Source organism: Devosia sp. GW821-FHT12F11, assembly GCF_058806655.1.
Map to the genome: position 1 here is coordinate 537681 of NZ_JBXAPX010000003.1, position 16208 is coordinate 553888.

Genomic DNA, 16208 nt, shown 5'->3' on the forward strand with positions numbered 1-16208 from the left:
TTCTCCCGGCTCGCGGAACGCCGTTTCGTGTTATGCGCCGACACAGCAAAGTCCGTTCGCTGCGGCCGCGGCCGCGCAGCATTATTAGTACACTGGAATCCTAGGCTTCTTTGCCGCCGCAAGGTATTTATGCGGCCAGTGAAAGCGGTTTCCACCGCCGGCACCGACCATGAACAAGGAGTTCACCGAATGAACCAGATTTCCATCCGCCGCGCGCTGGTCGCCGCTGCGCTGCTGGGCAGTGTTGCCGTGGCACCGCTCGCCATGGCGCAGGACTACGATGCCAATGCGACGATCCGCATCGGTTCGCTCTATGAACCGCAGAATCTCGACAACACCGCGGGCGCCGGCCAGGGCATCAACGAGGCGTTCAACGGCAACGTCTATGAGGCGCTGTTCCAGTTGACCGATGCAGGCGCAGTGGAGCCCAAGCTCGTCGACAGCTACAGCGCCAGCGAAGACGGACTGACCTATACCTTCAAGCTGAAGCCGGGCGTGACCTTCCATTCGGGCGACCCGCTGACGGCCGCCGATGTGAAGTACTCGATCGAGCGCGTCACCGCCGAAGCCTCAAAGAGCTCGCGCAAGAAGAGCTTGTCGACCATTACCGGCATCGAAACGCCTGACGATCAGACCGTGGTGATCACGCTGTCGGCCCGCTCGATCTCGCTGCCCTACAACCTGAGCTATGTGTGGATCGTCAACGACAAGGCGACCGACATCACCGCGAGCGAGGACGGCACCGGCCCCTACACGCTGGGCGAGTGGCGCCGCGGTTCGGCGCTGGCGCTTGCCCGTAACGACAAGTACTGGGGCACCGCGCCGACCAATGGCGAAGTGATCTACACTTATTTCACCGATGCGACGGCGCTGAATAACGCGCTGCTGACCAATGCTGTGGACGTGATTACCTCGGTGCAGAGCCCGGATTCCCTGGCCCAGTTCAGCGGTAACCCGGCTTACAAGGTGACCGAAGGCGCCTCGACCACCAAGGAACTGCTGGCCTGGAACGATCGCGTCGCACCGTTCGACAATGTGAAGGTGCGCAAGGCCCTGGCCAAGGCCACCGACAAGGCGAAGCTACTCAACTCGATCTGGGGCGACTATGGCACGCTGATCGGCTCGTTCGTGCCGCCGACCGACCCGTGGTATGTCGACCTGACCGGCGTCGACGCCTATGATGTCGATGCCGCCAAGGCCCTGCTGGCGGAAGCCGGCTACCCCGATGGCTTCGAGTTCACGCTCGATACGCCCGACTACGACCCGCACCCGATCGTCGCGCAGTTCCTGCAGGCCGAATATGCCAAGGTCGGCGTGAAGGTGAACATCAACGTCATCACCGCCAACGAGTGGTACGAAAAGATCTACAAGGCGCACGACTTCCAGGCGACGCTGCAGGAGCACGTCAACCACCGCGATATCGTGTTCTACGGCAACCCGGACTTCTACTGGGGCTACAACAACCCTGAAGTGGTGAAGCTGATCGCCGACTCGGAAGCCGCGGCGACGATCGACGAGCAGACCGCGAAGCTGACGGAAGCCAACAAGCTGATCGCCGAAGACGCGGCCAGCAACTGGCTCTACCTCTACCCGCAGATCGTGGTGTCCGCTGCCAATGTCACCGGCTATCCGGTGAACGGGCTGAACTCGCAGTTCTTCGCCTACGGAATCCAGAAGGCGAAGTAAGAAAACGGGGCGGTGCACGTCACCGCCCTCCTCCTGCCTGCCATCAACCTCGATGTCATCCCCGCGAAAGCGGGGATCTCTGTTTTCTGCTGCGGCATCGCAAAGCGAGCCCGGCATAGCTGACGGAGTTTCCCGCTTGCGCGGGAATGACCCGGTGGGTGGGGCACGGTATGGTAGGCAAATCACAAGACTGAAGGCCACACTCCCATTCTCACCTACCTCCTCCGACGCCTTGCCATCCTGCTGCTGTCGCTGCTGATCGCGGCAATCGTGCTGTTCGTGCTGCTCAGGCTGCTGCCGGGCGACCCGGCAAATGCGCTGCTCGGCGTCGGCGCGACCGAAGCGCAGATCGCGGCGGCACGGACACAGGTCGGTTCCGACCAGCCGCTGCTGACGCAGTTCGTCAGCTTTGTCGGCAACCTGGCGCGCTTCGACCTCGGCACCTCGTTCGTCAGCAAGGCGAGCGTTCTGGGCGAGATCGGCAACCGTCTGAGCGTCACGGTGCCGCTGACCGTTCTCGGGTTCCTGCTCGCCATCGTCATCGCGCTGCCGCTCGGGATTGTCGCAGCGGTGAAGGCGGACCGCTGGTACGGGGCGGCGATCTCGATCGTCAGCCAGTTGGGGATCGCCATTCCGGTGTTCTGGCTGGGCATCCTCATCGTCACGATCTTCGCCATCAACCTCAGGCTATTCCCCTCGGGCGGCTTCCCGCTGAAGGGATGGACGAGTTTCGGGGAAGCCGCGGTGGCGCTGGCCCTGCCGGTGCTGACGGTGGCGCTGGTGATTGCCGCATCGCTGCTGCGCTATGTGCGCTCGGCCACCCAGGACGTCCTGGGCAGCGACTATATCCGCACAGCGCGGGCGCTGGGTTCGGGCTTTGTCGAAGCCCTGGTCCGGCACGGCGTGCGCAATGGCGCGGTGCCGGTGATCTCGATCCTCGGCATTGAACTCGCGACGACATTCCTCGGCGCAGTGGTGGTGGAGAAAGTGTTCGCGCTGCCGGGGCTCGGCTCGATGCTGCTGCTCGCCATCCAGCAGCGCGACTACCCCAATGTGCAGGGCGTGCTGTTCATTTCAACGCTGCTGGTGCTGCTGATCGGCTTTGCCGCTGACCTCTTGCAGCGCTTCATCGATCCGCGGCTGCGCGGTCGGGCTGGTGCCCCATGAACGCGGTAGTGGCAAGCGGGCCGCGCAAACGCGGTTCGCTGACGCTGTGGCTTGGTCTGCTGCTGGTGTGCCTCCACGTCGCAGTGGCGCTGCTGACGCTGGTGTGGACGCCGTATGATCCGACAGCGCTGACCGGCGGGCGGCTGGCGCCGCCGTCGTGGGAGCACTGGGCGGGGACCGACCGGCTGGGGCGGGATTTCTTCACCCAGATCATGATCGGATCGCGCATCGCGCTGATCGTCGGCATCTCGGCCGTGGCGATCGGCGGGCTGATCGGGGTGACGCTCGGCGTCCTTGCGGCGTTCGCGACGCGGCTGCTGGACGATGCGCTGGCGGCGACGCTCGACATCCTCATCGCCTTCCCGACACTGCTGATCGCCATGCTGGTGGTAGCGGCAAGCGACACGGCGAGCCTCGGTACCGCGGTCCTGGCGCTCGGCATCGCACTGTCGGCGATCGTCGCCCGCCTGACGCGCATCCTCGCCAAACGCGTGCTGCTGATGGACTACATCACGGCGGCGCGCACGTCGGGCACCTCGTGGCCTGGCATCGTGTTCCAGCATGTGCTGCCCAATATCTGGCCGACACTTTCGGTGAATTTCGCGCTGCAGTTCGGGTTGGCGGTGATCGCCGAGGCGTCGCTCAGCTATCTCGGGCTGGGCGCCCCACCGCCGAACGCCTCGTGGGGCCGGCTGCTGCAGGAAGCGCAAGGCACCGTCTACACCGCGCCTATCGGCGCGATCGCGCCGGGCATCGCGCTGGTCTCGCTGGTGATCGGGGTGAACCTCCTTGCCGATGGGTTGCGCGACATCGGCGATCCGACACGGAGGGCTTCGCGATGAGGTGCGCTCCGTCTACCCTGTGCCGCCTTGCACCGCCATCAGTCCCGCGAAGGCGGGAACCTGGTGGGTTGCTGCAACAAGTGGTGAAGCGGATGGATCGCAACTGGGTCCCCGCCTTCGCGGGGATGACGTCGGTGGGTGGGGCATAGATGCAACCACTTCTGCGAATTCAGGATCTCAACCTAACCGTCGACGGCAAGCCGCTGGTCACGGACCTGTCCTTCTCGATCGCGCCAGGCGAGCGGTTGGGGCTGATCGGCGAGAGCGGCTCAGGCAAGTCGCTCACCGCGATGGCGGCGACCGGGCTGTTGCCGCGGACCATCAAGGCAAGAGGCTCGGTGACGCTCGGCGGGCAACAGGTGATCGGAGCGCCGGACCGGATACTGAACGGCTTGCGCGGCACGGTGGCGGCGTTCGTGTTCCAGGAGCCGCTGACGGCGCTCGACCCGTTGCTGCGGGTGGCGCAGCAGGTGGCTGAGCCGCTGCGGCGGCGGGCCCGGCGCGATGGGCGCGCGCTCGATGGTGCGGCGCTCAAGCGTGAGGTGCTGGCGCTGCTCGAGCAGGTGGCCCTGCCCCAGCCGGAACGGATCGCCCGCTCCTATCCGCATGAGATCTCGGGCGGGCAACGGCAGCGGGTGGCGATTGCCATGGCGCTGGCATGCCGGCCGCAATTGCTGATCGCCGACGAGCCGACGACGGCCCTAGATGTGACGACGCAGGCGGAGATCCTGAAGCTGCTCGACGGGTTGGTGCGGGAGCGCGGCATGGCGCTGCTGTTCATCAGCCACGACCTGCCGGTGGTGGCCGAGGTGGTCGAGCGGGTGGTGGTGATGAAGACGGGGGTCGCAGTGGAAGCCGGGCCAGTACGTGAGGTGTTCGGCACGCCACAACACGACTACACCCGCTCCCTGGTGGCGGCCGCCAAGGCGTTCGACGACGCGCTGGAGGGCACGCCGTGAACCTGATCAGCGTCGAAAATGTCAGCTTCGGCTACAGCCGCGACCGGCTGGTGCTCGATGGCGTGTCGCTCGCGATCCGTCCAGGCGCCAGCGTCGGGCTGGTGGGAGAATCCGGATCGGGCAAGACCACCCTGCTCCGGCTGCTGCTGGGCTTGACCCGGCCGAGCTCGGGGCAGATCCGCTTCGACGGTGCGACGCTCGATGTGCGCAGCGGCGGCTTCATGCGCAACTATCGCCGGCAAGTTCAGGCAGTGTTTCAGGACCCCTACTCCTCGCTCGATCCGCGCCAGAATGTGCTCGGCATCGTCTCGGAGCCATTGCGCTCGCTGGGCATTCCAGGCAACCGGCGCGAGCTGGTCGAGGCAGCACTGGTTTCGGTCGGGCTGGAGCCGGGCATCCTCGGGCGCTACCCGCACGAGTTCTCGGGCGGGCAGCGGCAGCGCATTGCCATTGCCCGCGCCATCGTCGCCAAGCCGAGACTGCTGCTGGCCGACGAGGCGGTGAGTGCGCTCGATCTCTCGACCCGCATCCGTATCGTCGAACTGCTGCAGCGGCTGGCGGCCGACATGACGCTGGTCTTCGTATCGCACGATCTCGGCGTGGTGGCCGCGCTTTGCGACGAGATGGTGATCCTCGAAAGGGGCCGGATCGTCGAGGCCGGCGCCACTCGCAAAATTCTCGCCGACCCCCAACATCAGTACACCCGAAAGCTGCTCGGCAGCGTGCCGCGCATGCCTGCCTGACTCAAGGACGACTCCAATGACCACGACTGCCGACTATCTTGCCGCGCTCGAAGCCTGGAAGGCGAAGCGCCTCGACAACCTCAAGGCGCCGAACGGCTGGCTCAACATTATCGGCCGCTTTGTGCTCGACCCCGGCACCGCCAGTGTCGGGACCGCCGAGGACAACGACATCGTCCTCTCCGCCGGCCCGGCGCATCTGGGGACAGTGACGCAGGAGCCAGACGGCAAGGTGACGTTCAAGCCGACCGATGGCGAGGCGATCCACATCACGCCGAACAAGAAGCACCCACCGAAGTTCCAGTTGGGCAACCTGCTGTGCGAGATCACCACGGTGAACGGTGACAACGCGCTGCGCATCCGCGACACCGCTTCAGCGGCGCCGGACGCGTTCCCAGGGATTGAGTATTTCCCGGCACAGCAGCACTGGCGGATCACCGCCCAGTGGGTGCCGTTCGAGTCCCCCCTGGAGATGGATGTCGATACCACCGGCAATATCCGCACCGGTGTCGCGGTGACGCACAAGGCGGTGTTCACCCACGAGGGCAAGACCTACGAGCTGATCGCCACGCACGGCACGCCGGAGGCGCCGCAATTCGTGATTCGCGACCCGACCTCGCGGGATTCGACCTACCCGGCCTCACGCTTCCTCTATGGTGAAGAGGTCACGGCGAACAGCATCGTTCTCGACTTCAACAAGGCGATCAACCCGCCCTGCGCCTTCACCGAGTTCGCGGTGTGCCCGCTGCCGCCGCCGGAAAACGTGCTGCCGTTCCGCATCGAGGCGGGCGAGAAACGGCTGGCCGAGCTGCACTAGACCTTAGGCGGTCTGCAGCTCGAGCGGCAGGACTTCACCGCTCGCATCGCGCATTTGCGCAAGCGTCGTGCGATCGAGCACTTCGGCGATGGCGTTGCGAACGTTGAGCATGGTGTGGCGGACCTGGCAGGTCGCCACATCGCAGTCGTCGCACGCTTCGTAGCGCGTATGGCTGGCGCAGGGGATCGGCGCCAGCGGCCCATCGAGCACGCGAACGATGGAACCGACCTTGATCTCCTCGGGCGGCCGGGCCAGGCGATAGCCGCCGCCCTTGCCCTTGCGGCTCTGCACGATGCCGGCATTGCGCAGATCGCCAAGGATGGCGTCGAGGAACTTCTTCGGAATCTTGTTCGACGACGCAATGTCGGCCACCAGCGCCAACTCCCCCGGGGGGAACTGCGCCAGATGCACCAAAGCTTTGAGGCCGTATTTTCCCTTGGCAGTCAGCATCGCCGAAAATCATCCCGGGCAGCAAAAGCGCACGAGATATAATTTCCAGCGACTAGCTATACAAGTAGAGCTTTGCGTCGTCGTATCGGTGGAAGGTCAGGACACCTGCCGCCGCCCGATGGGGAAATAGGCGAGCCCAGCGTCCTCGACCATAGACGGTTCGTAGAGGTTGCGCCCGTCGAAGATCGCCTTTCGCCCGAGACTATTGGCCAGGGCGGCAAAATCCGGGTTCCGGAACACCTTCCACTCGGTGACGATCACCAGCGCATCGGCGCCGGCGACGGCCGCCATGGCAGACGCCGCGAACTCGACCCCCTCGAGGTCGCCATCAAGATCGAGCGACAGGACGCGCTTCGCCTCTTCCACCGCCACGGGATCGTAGGCCCGGATCGCAGCGCCGCGGCGGAGGAGATCGGCGATCAGCACGCGGCTGGGCGCATCACGCATGTCGTCGGTATTCGGCTTGAACGACAGGCCCCAGACGGCGAAGGTCAGGCCGGTGAGGTCTTCGCCAAAACGAGCCCGGATCTTGGCGCCGAGTACATCCTTCTGCGCCGTGTTCGCCGCCTCGACGGCGGCGAGGACACGCAACTCGCGCCCCTGCTCCGCCGCACTGTGACGGAGCGCGCGCACATCCTTGGGGAAGCAACTGCCGCCATAGCCGGTGCCGGCATAGAGGAAACTGTAGCCGATGCGCGGATCGGAGCCGATGCCGCGGCGGACCAGCTCGATATCGGCGCCCAGATCTTCGGCCAGATTGGCGAGTTCGTTCATGAACGAGATGCGGGTCGCCAGCATGGCGTTGGCGGCATACTTGGTGAGCTCGGCTGAACGGACGTCCATCACCATGGTGCGATCGTGGTTGAGGGTGAACGGCGCGTAGAGCTGGCGCATCAGCTCGAGGCCACGCCGGCCGGCCGGCGTGTCGTCCGCCCCGATGATGATGCGGTCCGGACGGTTGAAATCGGTGACCGCCGCGCCTTCCTTGAGAAACTCAGGGTTGGAGATGACGGTGAAACCGGGCTGCCCGACGCGTGACCGTTCCTCCGCATCGGCGGCAAAGCCGCGTTTCACCAGTTCGGCGGTGATGGCTGTGGCAACGCGATCGCCGGTTCCAACCGGTACAGTGGACTTGTCGGCCACCACTTTGAAGCCGGTGAAGTGCTCGCCGATACTGCGCGCCACGGCGAGCACATATCTGAGATCGGCCGACCCGGTCTCATCAGGTGGCGTGCCGACGGCGATGAACAGCGCCTCGCCATGCGCGACGCCGGCCGCGATGTCGGTGGTGAAGGAGAGCCGCCCCGCGGCGCGGCTACCGGCGACGATCGCCTCGAGTCCGGGCTCGTAGATCGGAATGTGGCCGCTGTTGAGCAGCGCCACCTTCGCTGCGTCGATATCGACGCAGACCACCTGGTTGCCCGCATCGGCGAGGCAAGCACCGGTGACGAGTCCGACATAACCCGAGCCGAACACTGTTACTTTCATTCACAGCCCCGAAGAGAACACGCGCAGCCTATATGCGCGGCAATGTCGGTACCTAGCAACCACCTGACCGATGCGCGCCGGCGCATCTGCAACCAAGCAGAGGTCCGGTCAGGCGCGACCGAACTCGTCCTCGATGCGGATGATATCGTCTTCGCCCAGGTAGGAGCCGGTTTGCACCTCGATCAACTCGAGCAGGATCTTGCCGGGGTTGGCGAGCCGGTGCACGCAGCCGAGCGGCAGGTAAATGGACTCGTTCTCGGTGAGCATCGTCACCTTGCCGTCGACGGTCACTTCGGCGGTGCCGCTGACCACGACCCAATGCTCGGCCCGATGGTGGTGCTTTTGCAGGCTGAGCTTCTTGCCGGGCTTCACGAACAGGCGCTTCACCTGGAAGCGGTCGCCGTTGAGCACCGAGGAATAGCCGCCCCAGGGACGGTAGGCGGTACGATGGATCTCGGTGAGACCCTGGGTAGCGGGGTTGGCCCGCAAAGCCTTGACCATCGGCCCAACCCGCTGCGCGTCCGACAGGCGGCCGACATAGATGGCGTCTTCCGACGCGATGATGGCGACATCCTCCAGCCCTTCGACGGCAATATGCGCCCGCTCCGACACGATCAGCGAGTTGCGGGTGTTGGAGAGGGTGGCGTTGCCGTTGCTGACGACGTTGCCGGCGGCGTCCTTGCCGGACACCTTCCACACCGCATCCCAGGCGCCAAGGTCCGACCAGGGAAAGGTCACCGGCACCAGCGCCACCTGCTTCGACTTTTCGAAGATGGCGTAGTCCACCGAGATGTTGGGCGCCGTGCTGAAGCCGGCTTCATCAAGGCGGATGAAATCGAGGTCGGCCCGCGCTGCCGAAACGGCAGTGGCGGCGGCAGCGAACGTTTCGGGCGCCAGGGCCTCCACCTCGCTGAGGAAGCTTGCGACGCCGAGCATGAAGGTGCCGGAGTTCCAGTAGTAGCCGCCGGCTGCCAGCATCCTTTCGGCGGTGGCTCGGTCGGGCTTTTCGACGAAGCGCGCCACCGAGCGAACACCGTTGCCGAGTTCGGCGCCGGCCTCGATGTAACCATAGCCGGTTTCGGGCGCTGTTGGGGTGATGCCGAAGGTGACGAGCCGGCCGGCCCGAGCGGCCTCGGCCGCAGTGTCGACGCTCCACCAGTAATTGTCATCGGCCTCGACAGCGTGATCGGAGGCGAGGACGTGGATCACCGCATTGTCGCCGAAAGCCTGCTGCGCATGCAGCGCCGCCGCCGCGATGGCCGCGGCAGTGTTGCGGGCCACCGGTTCGAGCAACACGGCGGAGGTCGCGACACCAGCCTCCTGCGCCTGCTCGGCCACCAGGAAGCGATATTCGGCATTGGTGACGATGACGGCAGGATGGTAGCGCGAGGGGTCGGCGACACGCAGCAACGTCTGCTGATAGAGCGAGGTCGGGCCGGTAAGTGGCAGGAACTGCTTGGGGCGAGCCGCACGCGACATCGGCCAGAGCCGGGTCCCCTGCCCGCCTGCAAGGATCACCGGTACGATCAAGTTGGCTTCAGTCATCGGTTCTAGGCCTCGGCGTAATAGCTCGCATGCTTGCCGCGAAGTGATGCGAGGTGGTTGGTTGGTGATCTAACAGGGTTGGCACGCCGTCGGCCTTGGCGCGAAGCGACGATGCGATGGCCGTCCTGGTGTCCTGTTGCGGCGTGGTAGAGAACTGTACCATGAACGCGATAGCATCCGTCAGCCCTGCCAGATAGAGGCGATCGACAACCGGTCCGATCGGCCGCGCCGGCCCAACTGGTGGCCCCACCGGACGGCATCGCCGCAGAAATTATCCTTACCAAACGGTTACCGACCACCTCGAGGCCGGTAGCTGATAGGGATGCGGCTATTGTATCGCGTGAGGTTGAAGTTGCGTTTCGCGTCGAGATTATTGCCGCTGGCCGGCGTCCTGCTGCTGAGCCTGCCGGTAACCGCAGTGCCGCTGCAGGCGGCGGACCTGGGCCCCACGCCATCCGAGGAGGTGGCGCCGACCGCGTTCACGCTGCGCGAGGCGCTGTCACGTTATCTGTCGCTGGAGATGATCCGCACGACATTCGACGTCGTGCCGCGCGATGAACTGGGAGCAGCATTGGAGCAGCAGGCGCGGCGCTGGAGCAAGGCGGCCCCGCCGGCCGAGGCATTGGCCGAGCTCGACCAGCAGTTGCTCAGCGAGGCGAGCTACTACCTGGTATCGCTCAGCTATCTGGTGCAGGTGGGCGGCGCGGCGTTCCCCGCCGATCGTGCCGAGATGGTCTATGCCAACGACACGCTTTCGAAGCTCGACGATCTGCGCCGGCAGTTGTTCGAGGCGATCGAGACCGGTGGCGACGTGCTGCCGGTGCTGGTTGAAGCCGAACGTATCCGCGCGCTGACGGAAGGCCATGCCAGCGCGCCGGACGATTTTGGGGTGTTTGCAGAGCATGAGGCGTTGCTCGACAAGGTCATCAACAAGCTCAAGCGCGGCACGCCGACCTGAGCCGGCTTGCCGATCAGCTCCAGCTGCGCGGGTTGGCGCCCGACATCGAGATGATGCGGTAGCCCGACTGGCTGAGCGGCTTGATGCTTGCGGTCAGGTTGTCCAGCACCAGGTCCTTGCCGCTGGTCTTGACCACGAGGATCGCATGCCCCTCGCCCCTGCGGGTCTTGACGTAGGCGATGCGGAGCGAACTTGCCGGGATGCCCGCTTTGATCAGGGCCTTGCGCTTGGCCAGCACATAGTCTTCGCAATCGCCCGAGCTGGTGCTCGCCGACCACACATCGGCGCCGCTGTCGTAGCGCGGCTTGATGGTACGGTTGACATGGCCATTGACGCGCTTCAGCGTCGACATGACGTCGGCGGTGAGATCGACTTTAGCCTTGCCGCCGCCTTTGCATTCGGCGGGGTTCTTGAGGCACATTACCTGGTAGCCGAGGGGCGCATGCACACTGCCTGCGCTCGCTGCCGTGGATATTGCGCCGGCGGCCAGCGACACCATGGCCGCCACGATGACGGCTGCGATCTTCCTGTTCGAACCCGTAGCTGTTTGGGCGCTCATGCAATCCCCCTATGGCGCAACTGGCGCGCGTTCATTGGGAACACCATGACAGCCGTACTTTGCTGCCCGGTTCAGCGTTTGAGTAAAACTTTACGCAATCACGCGGGACTTAGGACCACCGGACGCCGGATGATCAGACCGAGCATCAGGCCAATATTGAACGCGACGATCGAGAGCGCAGTCCAACCCAGAGCCGTGACGAAGTCGGCGTGTGCCGCGAACGACGCCGTCGCGGTGGTCACCAGCAACAGGTTCCCCACCACGATCCAACCGACCGTTGAGTAGTACCCTCCGGCTATCAGGCCTAGTCCGCTGGCAAGCAAGGCAGCCAGCACGGTCGCGCCCATCCAATGCACTCCTATTGGCGGCTAGGTTCCTATATTGTGTGTTAAGTGGGCGTTACGTGAACGTGTCGCTTTGCGATACTCAACTGTAATTGACGGAATGAGCGCTGATGCGCTCCTCGATACGCTCGGTTTCCAACCTCTGGCGACCGTCCTGCCCTACCTCAGGCCGAGGTCAGTACGCGGTCCAGATTCGAGATATGACGATAGGCGCCATGCCAGTAGAGCAGCGGCTCGGCCGTCTCGCGCGTACGAATGGCGCGGACCCGGCCAATCAGGATGGCGTGCGAATGACGCTCGATCGCTTCGTCGAGTTCGCAGTCGATGACCGTCAGGGCATCAGAAAGGCCCAGCGCGCCAGTGACCAGTTCTTGCCACACCGCCCCCTCATAGCGGGCGACGCCCTTGACGCCACCACGGCCGGTAAAGCGGTCGGCGACATGCAGCTGGTCATGCGCCAGCACGTTGATGCAAAAACCCTGAAGTTCCTGCACCGCCGGCCAGGACGAGGACGAGCGGTTGAGGCAGACGATCATCGCCGGCGGGTCCATGGAGAAGGACGAGACCGACGTCGCGGTGAAGCCGGTGCGCTGCTCGCCACGTCCCGTGGTGATGACGCTCACCGCCCCGGCAAGGTGACGCATCGCACGCTTGAATGCGGCCGGGTCGGCAAGTGCATCCCGGGCCAATGCATCTTGCGGGGCCGCGGCGGCCACATTGGGTTCAAGCAAATTCATCACGCAACTCCGTGGGTCAGCAAATAGCGACGAGGCGCAACCGAGCGAAAACGACGATCGCGCTGCAACCACACTGGCTGTGGCAGGCTTGAGCGGCGATGCGGCGTAGTTCTCGACATTGAGCGAATTGCACCACGACAGGCCGCTCTGGCGCGAGAGCAGCCGTTGCTAATGTGGTGAAGTCCTTACAAATTGTGCCGCGAGAGCGAGCCCGATTGAGAACGCCATGCTATTTTTGCATCTAGTCCATAATTTTAGTGTACTATGTGTCAGCGGTCGATGGCATTGATCGACGTCGCGAGCGCGGCGCGCCAACAATGCGCTCCACATTGCTGCGGTCGTGCCCGCGACCTCTTCGGGCATGGCGAACAGGATCGGACTGTCCCCGCCGGCAAGAGGCTGGCCGATAGATCGGCTCTGTCACCGGGCCGGCGCCTACTTGCCACGGCGCCGCGGCCCTTCCGCTAAGCCGCTGACGCAAGGCGCAAAAATGGCCATTCCCGTAGGGTGATGCATACGCATGCAGAATCAGTTTGCATTCGTATGCAAAATTGTCATAGCGTTTGCTTATCGCAGGCACAGCGACGCCGAAACGCTCCTTCGTCACTCGGGCCCGTCACAGTTGCTGCGTGGGAGAATATCACCTTGGGCGCGAGGAACAGGCCCGGTGAACACAGGAGAGACGAGATGAAGCATTTTCTGGCGGCCGGCGTGTCCATCGCGGCGCTCTGCCTCGGAACGGGCGCGGCCTTGGCCGATTGCGGGATTGCCGCAGGTTCGGTCCGCATATTGTCGAACGACTTCGAGGCGCTGCGCCTCGTCAACAGCACGGCCCAGGAGTGCGCCACCGATGCGGTGAAGGTTACCGCCAACGCCACCGCCGAGCACAAGAACCTGCAGGTCCCTGCCCTCTCGATCAATCCGGCCGAGTACACGGTGGCCGTCGTCGCCAACAACTCGATCGTGCCGCTGCTCAACGACAACCTGATCCGCCCGCTCGACGACCTGGTCGCCAAGTATGGCCAGGACCTGCAGCCCAACCAGTTGATCAAGATCGACGGCAAGGTCATGGCGATCGCCTTCATGGGCAACGGCCAGCACCTGTTCTACCGCAAGGACATCCTCGACAAGGCCGGCGTGGCCGAGCCCAAGTCCTGGGACGACGTGCTCGCCGCCGCCAAGGCGATCAAGGATGCCGGCTTGATGGAAACCCCGCTCGCCGCCAGCGTGAAGCCGGGCTGGGACCTCGCGGCCGAATTCGTCAACGCATATCTCGGTACCGGGGCCGAGTTCTTTGCCCCCGGCAGCGCCGAACTCGCCATCGATAACGAGAACGGGGCCAAGGTGCTGGAGGTCATGAAGGCGATGACCGAGTACATGGACCCCGACTACCTGACCTTCGATGCCAATGCGATCAAGGCGGAATACGAGGCGGGCAAGGTCGCGATCATGAACGAGTGGGGTTCGCTCGCCGGCGCCACGCTCGACGATGAAGGCGCCGCCGACGGCGTCGTCGCCAACACCGTACTCGCCGCCGCACCGACCATTGCCGGCCAGTCCATCCCGGGCGCGGCGCTGTGGTGGGACGGCTTCACCATCGCCAAGAACATCTCGGACGAAGACGCCGAGGCTTCGTTCCGCTCCATGGTGCACGGGATCAACCCCGAAATGGTGGCCAAGAACGCCGCCGTCGCCACCTGGCTGGTCAAGGGCTACACTCCCGGCCCGGCAGCAGTCGGCGTGATCGCCAACGCCACGGGCGGGGCCCGCGCTTACCCGATGCAGCCCTATATGGGCCTGCTGCATACGGCATTGTCGTCCGAACTTGCCGAGTTCATGTCCGGCCAGGAGGATGCCAAGCAGGCCCTTGCCGACGTGAAGGCAGCCTACGACACTGCCGCCAAGGAAGGCGGCTTCCTCTAAGCCCGGTTTGCCGGGAGGGGCCTGTTCTCGGGCCTCTCCCGACTTCTGTCAGCCGACCTGGAGGCGCTCGATGCCGCACAAGACATTCTTCGCCTTCATCCTGCCTTCGCTGATCGCGATGGTGCTGTTCATTGCCCTGCCGATCGTCTCGGTGGTGGTGCAATCGTTCTATGTCGAGCACGGGCGCATCCTCGTCGAAGTCGAGAACTGCCAGCCGTTCGGCGGCTGCACCAAGGAAGTGCGGGTCGACGCCGCGGCCACGGCCAGGCTCGAGAAGGAGCAGCCGCTCGGCCAGTTCAACGGGCTGGGCACCTACCTCAACCGCGGCCACCTCGCGGTCGAGGAGGTGGGCGCGATCCTTGCCGACAATCGCGGCATCGCCGACGTCCTCACTCGCATCTACAACCTGCCCTTCTACAAGGCGCTGGCCTTCACGCTGGTGTTTTGCTTCGTGGTGACGCCGCTCGCCATGGCGCTGGGGTTCCTGATCGCGCTGGCGGTCAACACCATTCCCCGGCTGATTAAGGGACCGGTGATCTTCTTCTCGCTGCTCCCGATGATCATCACCCCGCTGATCGGTTCGCTGATCCTCTACTGGATGATCCACCCCCAGGGCATCATCGGCGCCACCATCCAGGACATCTTCAACGACCCGCGGCTCTCATTGCGCGCCTCGCCGGTGCTGACCTGGCTATCGCTGCTGTTCTACGGGGTGTGGACCAACGCACCGTTCTCATTCGTGGTGTTCTACGCCGGGCTGCAAACGGTGCCTGCGGATACGCTTGAATCCGCGATGATTGACGGCGCCTCGCGCTGGGAGCGCATCCGCTATGTCATCATGCCCCACCTCGCGCCGCTCGCCACGTTCGTGGCGCTGGTACAGCTGATGGACAATTTCCGCGTCTTCGAGCCGATCGTCGGCTTCTCGGCCGAGGCCAACGCCACCTCGCTGAGCTGGATGATCTTCAACGACCTGTCGGGCGATGCGCAGCTGTTCGGCTCGGCCGGTGCGACTTCGGTCCTGACCATCATCGGTGTGGTCATCCTTCTCATGCCGGTGCTGGTGCGCACCTGGCGCGAATTCAACCACAAGGTGGTGTGACGATGTCGGACTCCATCGCCCTCAAGCGGCCGCTGCCACTCAAGATCATCATCTCCGCCTTCATCCTGCTGTGGGTGATCCTTGCCGCCTTTCCGTTCCTCTGGACGGTGTGGGGATCGTTCAAGGTCGAGGTCGACTTCTTCTCCCGCGAGAGTTGGTGGAACGCCATCTTCGGCACCAACACCATCAAGCAGACCGGCTCGGCCTTTACCGGTGACGGCTATTACGGCGCCTGGGTGACGCGTGAGTTCTGGCGCGCGGTCTTCAACACCGCGATCGTCACCGTGTCGGTGACCGTCATCTCGCTGACGCTCGGTACGCTGGGCGGTTATGCGCTCGCCCGCTCCGGCCAGCGCTACGCCTTCTGGATCCTGATCGCGGCGCTGGTGTTTCGCGCCATGCCGCACATCACGCTGGTCTCCGGCTACCTGCTGCCGTTCTTCCAGCTCAACATCTGGGGCGTACTGCCGACCTCGATCATCGTGCTGGTCGCGATCAACCAGCCCTTCACGCTGTGGATGCTGCACTCGTTCTTCCTCTCGATCCCCAAGGATCTCGACGAGAGCGCCATGGTCGACGGCTGTTCGCGCTTCGAGGCGTTCCGCCGCGTCATCATTCCCGTGATGTGGCCGGGCGTAGTGACGACGGGGCTGTTCAGCTTCCTCCTCGCCTACAACGACTTCGCCACCACCTCGATGCTGCTTAGCGCCGACAACCAGACCATGGTGCCCAAGATCTCCAGCTTCCTCGGCTCGGTGCAGGAACAGGGCAACGTCATGTACGCCGTCGCGGCCGTGGTGTCGGCCACGGTGCCGCTGTTCATCCTCGTACTCTTCTTCCAACGCCAGATCGTCAGCGGCCTGACCGCCGGCGCAGTGAAAGGCTGATCCC

Annotated in this window: 16 protein-coding genes; 10 read left to right on the forward strand and 6 right to left on the reverse strand. The window is 64.5% G+C overall.

Going from position 1 to position 16208, the window contains the following annotated elements:
• Window positions 1-189: 189 nt before the first annotated feature.
• The 6 genes from AC1ROK_RS12625 to AC1ROK_RS12650 all read left to right on the forward strand — a co-directional run bounded on the left by AC1ROK_RS12625 (window position 190) and on the right by AC1ROK_RS12650 (window position 6211).
• Entirely contained in the window at window positions 190-1686 is a 1497-nt protein-coding gene (locus AC1ROK_RS12625) for an ABC transporter substrate-binding protein (protein WP_492847318.1), read from the forward strand.
• 207 nt (window positions 1687-1893) lie between these two features.
• Window positions 1894-2853, forward strand: coding sequence for an ABC transporter permease (locus tag AC1ROK_RS12630; RefSeq protein ID WP_492847406.1), 960 nt, complete (start codon window positions 1894-1896; stop codon window positions 2851-2853).
• On the forward strand, window positions 2850-3695 hold the full coding sequence (locus AC1ROK_RS12635; protein WP_492847320.1) for an ABC transporter permease: 846 nt from the start codon (window positions 2850-2852) through the stop codon (window positions 3693-3695). Before AC1ROK_RS12630 ends, AC1ROK_RS12635 begins: the two co-directional genes overlap by 4 nt.
• A 149-nt stretch (window positions 3696-3844) precedes the next feature.
• Window positions 3845-4654 (forward strand): ATP-binding cassette domain-containing protein, encoded by an 810-nt coding sequence (locus AC1ROK_RS12640; RefSeq protein ID WP_492847322.1) that lies wholly within the window; start codon window positions 3845-3847, stop codon window positions 4652-4654.
• A complete protein-coding gene (locus AC1ROK_RS12645; RefSeq protein ID WP_492847324.1) occupies window positions 4651-5397 on the forward strand; it encodes an ATP-binding cassette domain-containing protein in 747 nt (248 codons plus the stop codon). The genes AC1ROK_RS12640 and AC1ROK_RS12645 overlap by 4 nt, the downstream gene beginning before the upstream one ends.
• Window positions 5398-5413: 16 nt before the next feature.
• Window positions 5414-6211 (forward strand): DUF1684 domain-containing protein, encoded by a 798-nt coding sequence (locus AC1ROK_RS12650; RefSeq protein WP_492847326.1) that lies wholly within the window; start codon window positions 5414-5416, stop codon window positions 6209-6211.
• A gap of 3 nt (window positions 6212-6214) precedes the next feature.
• Here the strand turns inward: AC1ROK_RS12650 and AC1ROK_RS12655 are convergent, their stop codons facing one another.
• The 3 genes from AC1ROK_RS12655 to AC1ROK_RS12665 form a co-directional block, all read right to left on the reverse strand.
• A complete protein-coding gene (locus AC1ROK_RS12655; RefSeq protein ID WP_069912366.1) occupies window positions 6215-6661 on the reverse strand; it encodes an RrF2 family transcriptional regulator in 447 nt (148 codons plus the stop codon).
• 96 nt (window positions 6662-6757) lie between these two features.
• Complete coding sequence (locus AC1ROK_RS12660) at window positions 6758-8149, reverse strand: UDP-glucose dehydrogenase family protein (RefSeq protein ID WP_492847329.1); 1392 nt, start codon at window positions 8147-8149, stop codon at window positions 6758-6760.
• A gap of 108 nt (window positions 8150-8257) precedes the next feature.
• Complete coding sequence (locus AC1ROK_RS12665; RefSeq protein WP_492847331.1) at window positions 8258-9694, reverse strand: mannose-1-phosphate guanylyltransferase/mannose-6-phosphate isomerase; 1437 nt, start codon at window positions 9692-9694, stop codon at window positions 8258-8260.
• Between the two features lie 352 nt (window positions 9695-10046).
• Here AC1ROK_RS12665 and AC1ROK_RS12670 point away from each other — a divergent pair, with 352 nt between their 5' ends.
• Window positions 10047-10652 (forward strand): hypothetical protein, encoded by a 606-nt coding sequence (locus AC1ROK_RS12670; protein ID WP_492847333.1) that lies wholly within the window; start codon window positions 10047-10049, stop codon window positions 10650-10652.
• A gap of 13 nt (window positions 10653-10665) precedes the next feature.
• On the opposite strand, the gene AC1ROK_RS12675 is transcribed toward AC1ROK_RS12670, so the two are convergent.
• The 3 genes from AC1ROK_RS12675 to AC1ROK_RS12685 all read right to left on the reverse strand — a co-directional run bounded on the left by AC1ROK_RS12675 (window position 10666) and on the right by AC1ROK_RS12685 (window position 12292).
• Window positions 10666-11211, reverse strand: coding sequence for a transglutaminase-like cysteine peptidase (locus AC1ROK_RS12675; protein ID WP_492847335.1), 546 nt, complete (start codon window positions 11209-11211; stop codon window positions 10666-10668).
• Between the two features lie 98 nt (window positions 11212-11309).
• On the reverse strand, window positions 11310-11558 hold the full coding sequence (locus AC1ROK_RS12680; RefSeq protein ID WP_492847337.1) for a hypothetical protein: 249 nt from the start codon (window positions 11556-11558) through the stop codon (window positions 11310-11312).
• Between the two features lie 161 nt (window positions 11559-11719).
• On the reverse strand, window positions 11720-12292 hold the full coding sequence (locus tag AC1ROK_RS12685; protein ID WP_492847339.1) for a flavin reductase family protein: 573 nt from the start codon (window positions 12290-12292) through the stop codon (window positions 11720-11722).
• A 687-nt stretch (window positions 12293-12979) separates the two neighbouring features.
• Here AC1ROK_RS12685 and AC1ROK_RS12690 point away from each other — a divergent pair.
• The 3 genes from AC1ROK_RS12690 to AC1ROK_RS12700 all read left to right on the forward strand — a co-directional run bounded on the left by AC1ROK_RS12690 (window position 12980) and on the right by AC1ROK_RS12700 (window position 16204).
• The gene (locus tag AC1ROK_RS12690) at window positions 12980-14215 is read left to right on the forward strand and encodes an ABC transporter substrate-binding protein (protein ID WP_492847341.1); all 1236 of its coding nucleotides are present in this window, start codon (window positions 12980-12982) and stop codon (window positions 14213-14215) included.
• A 70-nt stretch (window positions 14216-14285) separates the two neighbouring features.
• Window positions 14286-15317, forward strand: a complete 1032-nt coding sequence (locus AC1ROK_RS12695; RefSeq protein ID WP_492847343.1) for a carbohydrate ABC transporter permease — start codon at window positions 14286-14288, stop codon at window positions 15315-15317.
• A 2-nt stretch (window positions 15318-15319) separates the two neighbouring features.
• Window positions 15320-16204 (forward strand): carbohydrate ABC transporter permease, encoded by an 885-nt coding sequence (locus tag AC1ROK_RS12700; RefSeq protein ID WP_492847344.1) that lies wholly within the window; start codon window positions 15320-15322, stop codon window positions 16202-16204.
• The last annotated feature ends 4 nt before the right edge of the window (window positions 16205-16208 follow it).

Coding starts and splice junctions, on each gene's coding strand:
- AC1ROK_RS12700 (WP_492847344.1), top strand. CDS start 15,320: ATGTCGGACTCCATCGCCCTCAAGCGGCCGCTGCCACTCAAGATCATC.
- AC1ROK_RS12640 (WP_492847322.1), top strand. CDS start 3,845: ATGCAACCACTTCTGCGAATTCAGGATCTCAACCTAACCGTCGACGGC.
- AC1ROK_RS12635 (WP_492847320.1), top strand. CDS start 2,850: ATGAACGCGGTAGTGGCAAGCGGGCCGCGCAAACGCGGTTCGCTGACG.
- AC1ROK_RS12690 (WP_492847341.1), top strand. CDS start 12,980: ATGAAGCATTTTCTGGCGGCCGGCGTGTCCATCGCGGCGCTCTGCCTC.
- AC1ROK_RS12695 (WP_492847343.1), top strand. CDS start 14,286: ATGCCGCACAAGACATTCTTCGCCTTCATCCTGCCTTCGCTGATCGCG.
- AC1ROK_RS12655 (WP_069912366.1), bottom strand. CDS start 6,661: ATGCTGACTGCCAAGGGAAAATACGGCCTCAAAGCTTTGGTGCATCTG.
- AC1ROK_RS12665 (WP_492847331.1), bottom strand. CDS start 9,694: ATGACTGAAGCCAACTTGATCGTACCGGTGATCCTTGCAGGCGGGCAG.
- AC1ROK_RS12660 (WP_492847329.1), bottom strand. CDS start 8,149: ATGAAAGTAACAGTGTTCGGCTCGGGTTATGTCGGACTCGTCACCGGT.
- AC1ROK_RS12685 (WP_492847339.1), bottom strand. CDS start 12,292: ATGAATTTGCTTGAACCCAATGTGGCCGCCGCGGCCCCGCAAGATGCA.
- AC1ROK_RS12625 (WP_492847318.1), top strand. CDS start 190: ATGAACCAGATTTCCATCCGCCGCGCGCTGGTCGCCGCTGCGCTGCTG.
- AC1ROK_RS12650 (WP_492847326.1), top strand. CDS start 5,414: ATGACCACGACTGCCGACTATCTTGCCGCGCTCGAAGCCTGGAAGGCG.
- AC1ROK_RS12680 (WP_492847337.1), bottom strand. CDS start 11,558: ATGGGCGCGACCGTGCTGGCTGCCTTGCTTGCCAGCGGACTAGGCCTG.
- AC1ROK_RS12675 (WP_492847335.1), bottom strand. CDS start 11,211: ATGAGCGCCCAAACAGCTACGGGTTCGAACAGGAAGATCGCAGCCGTC.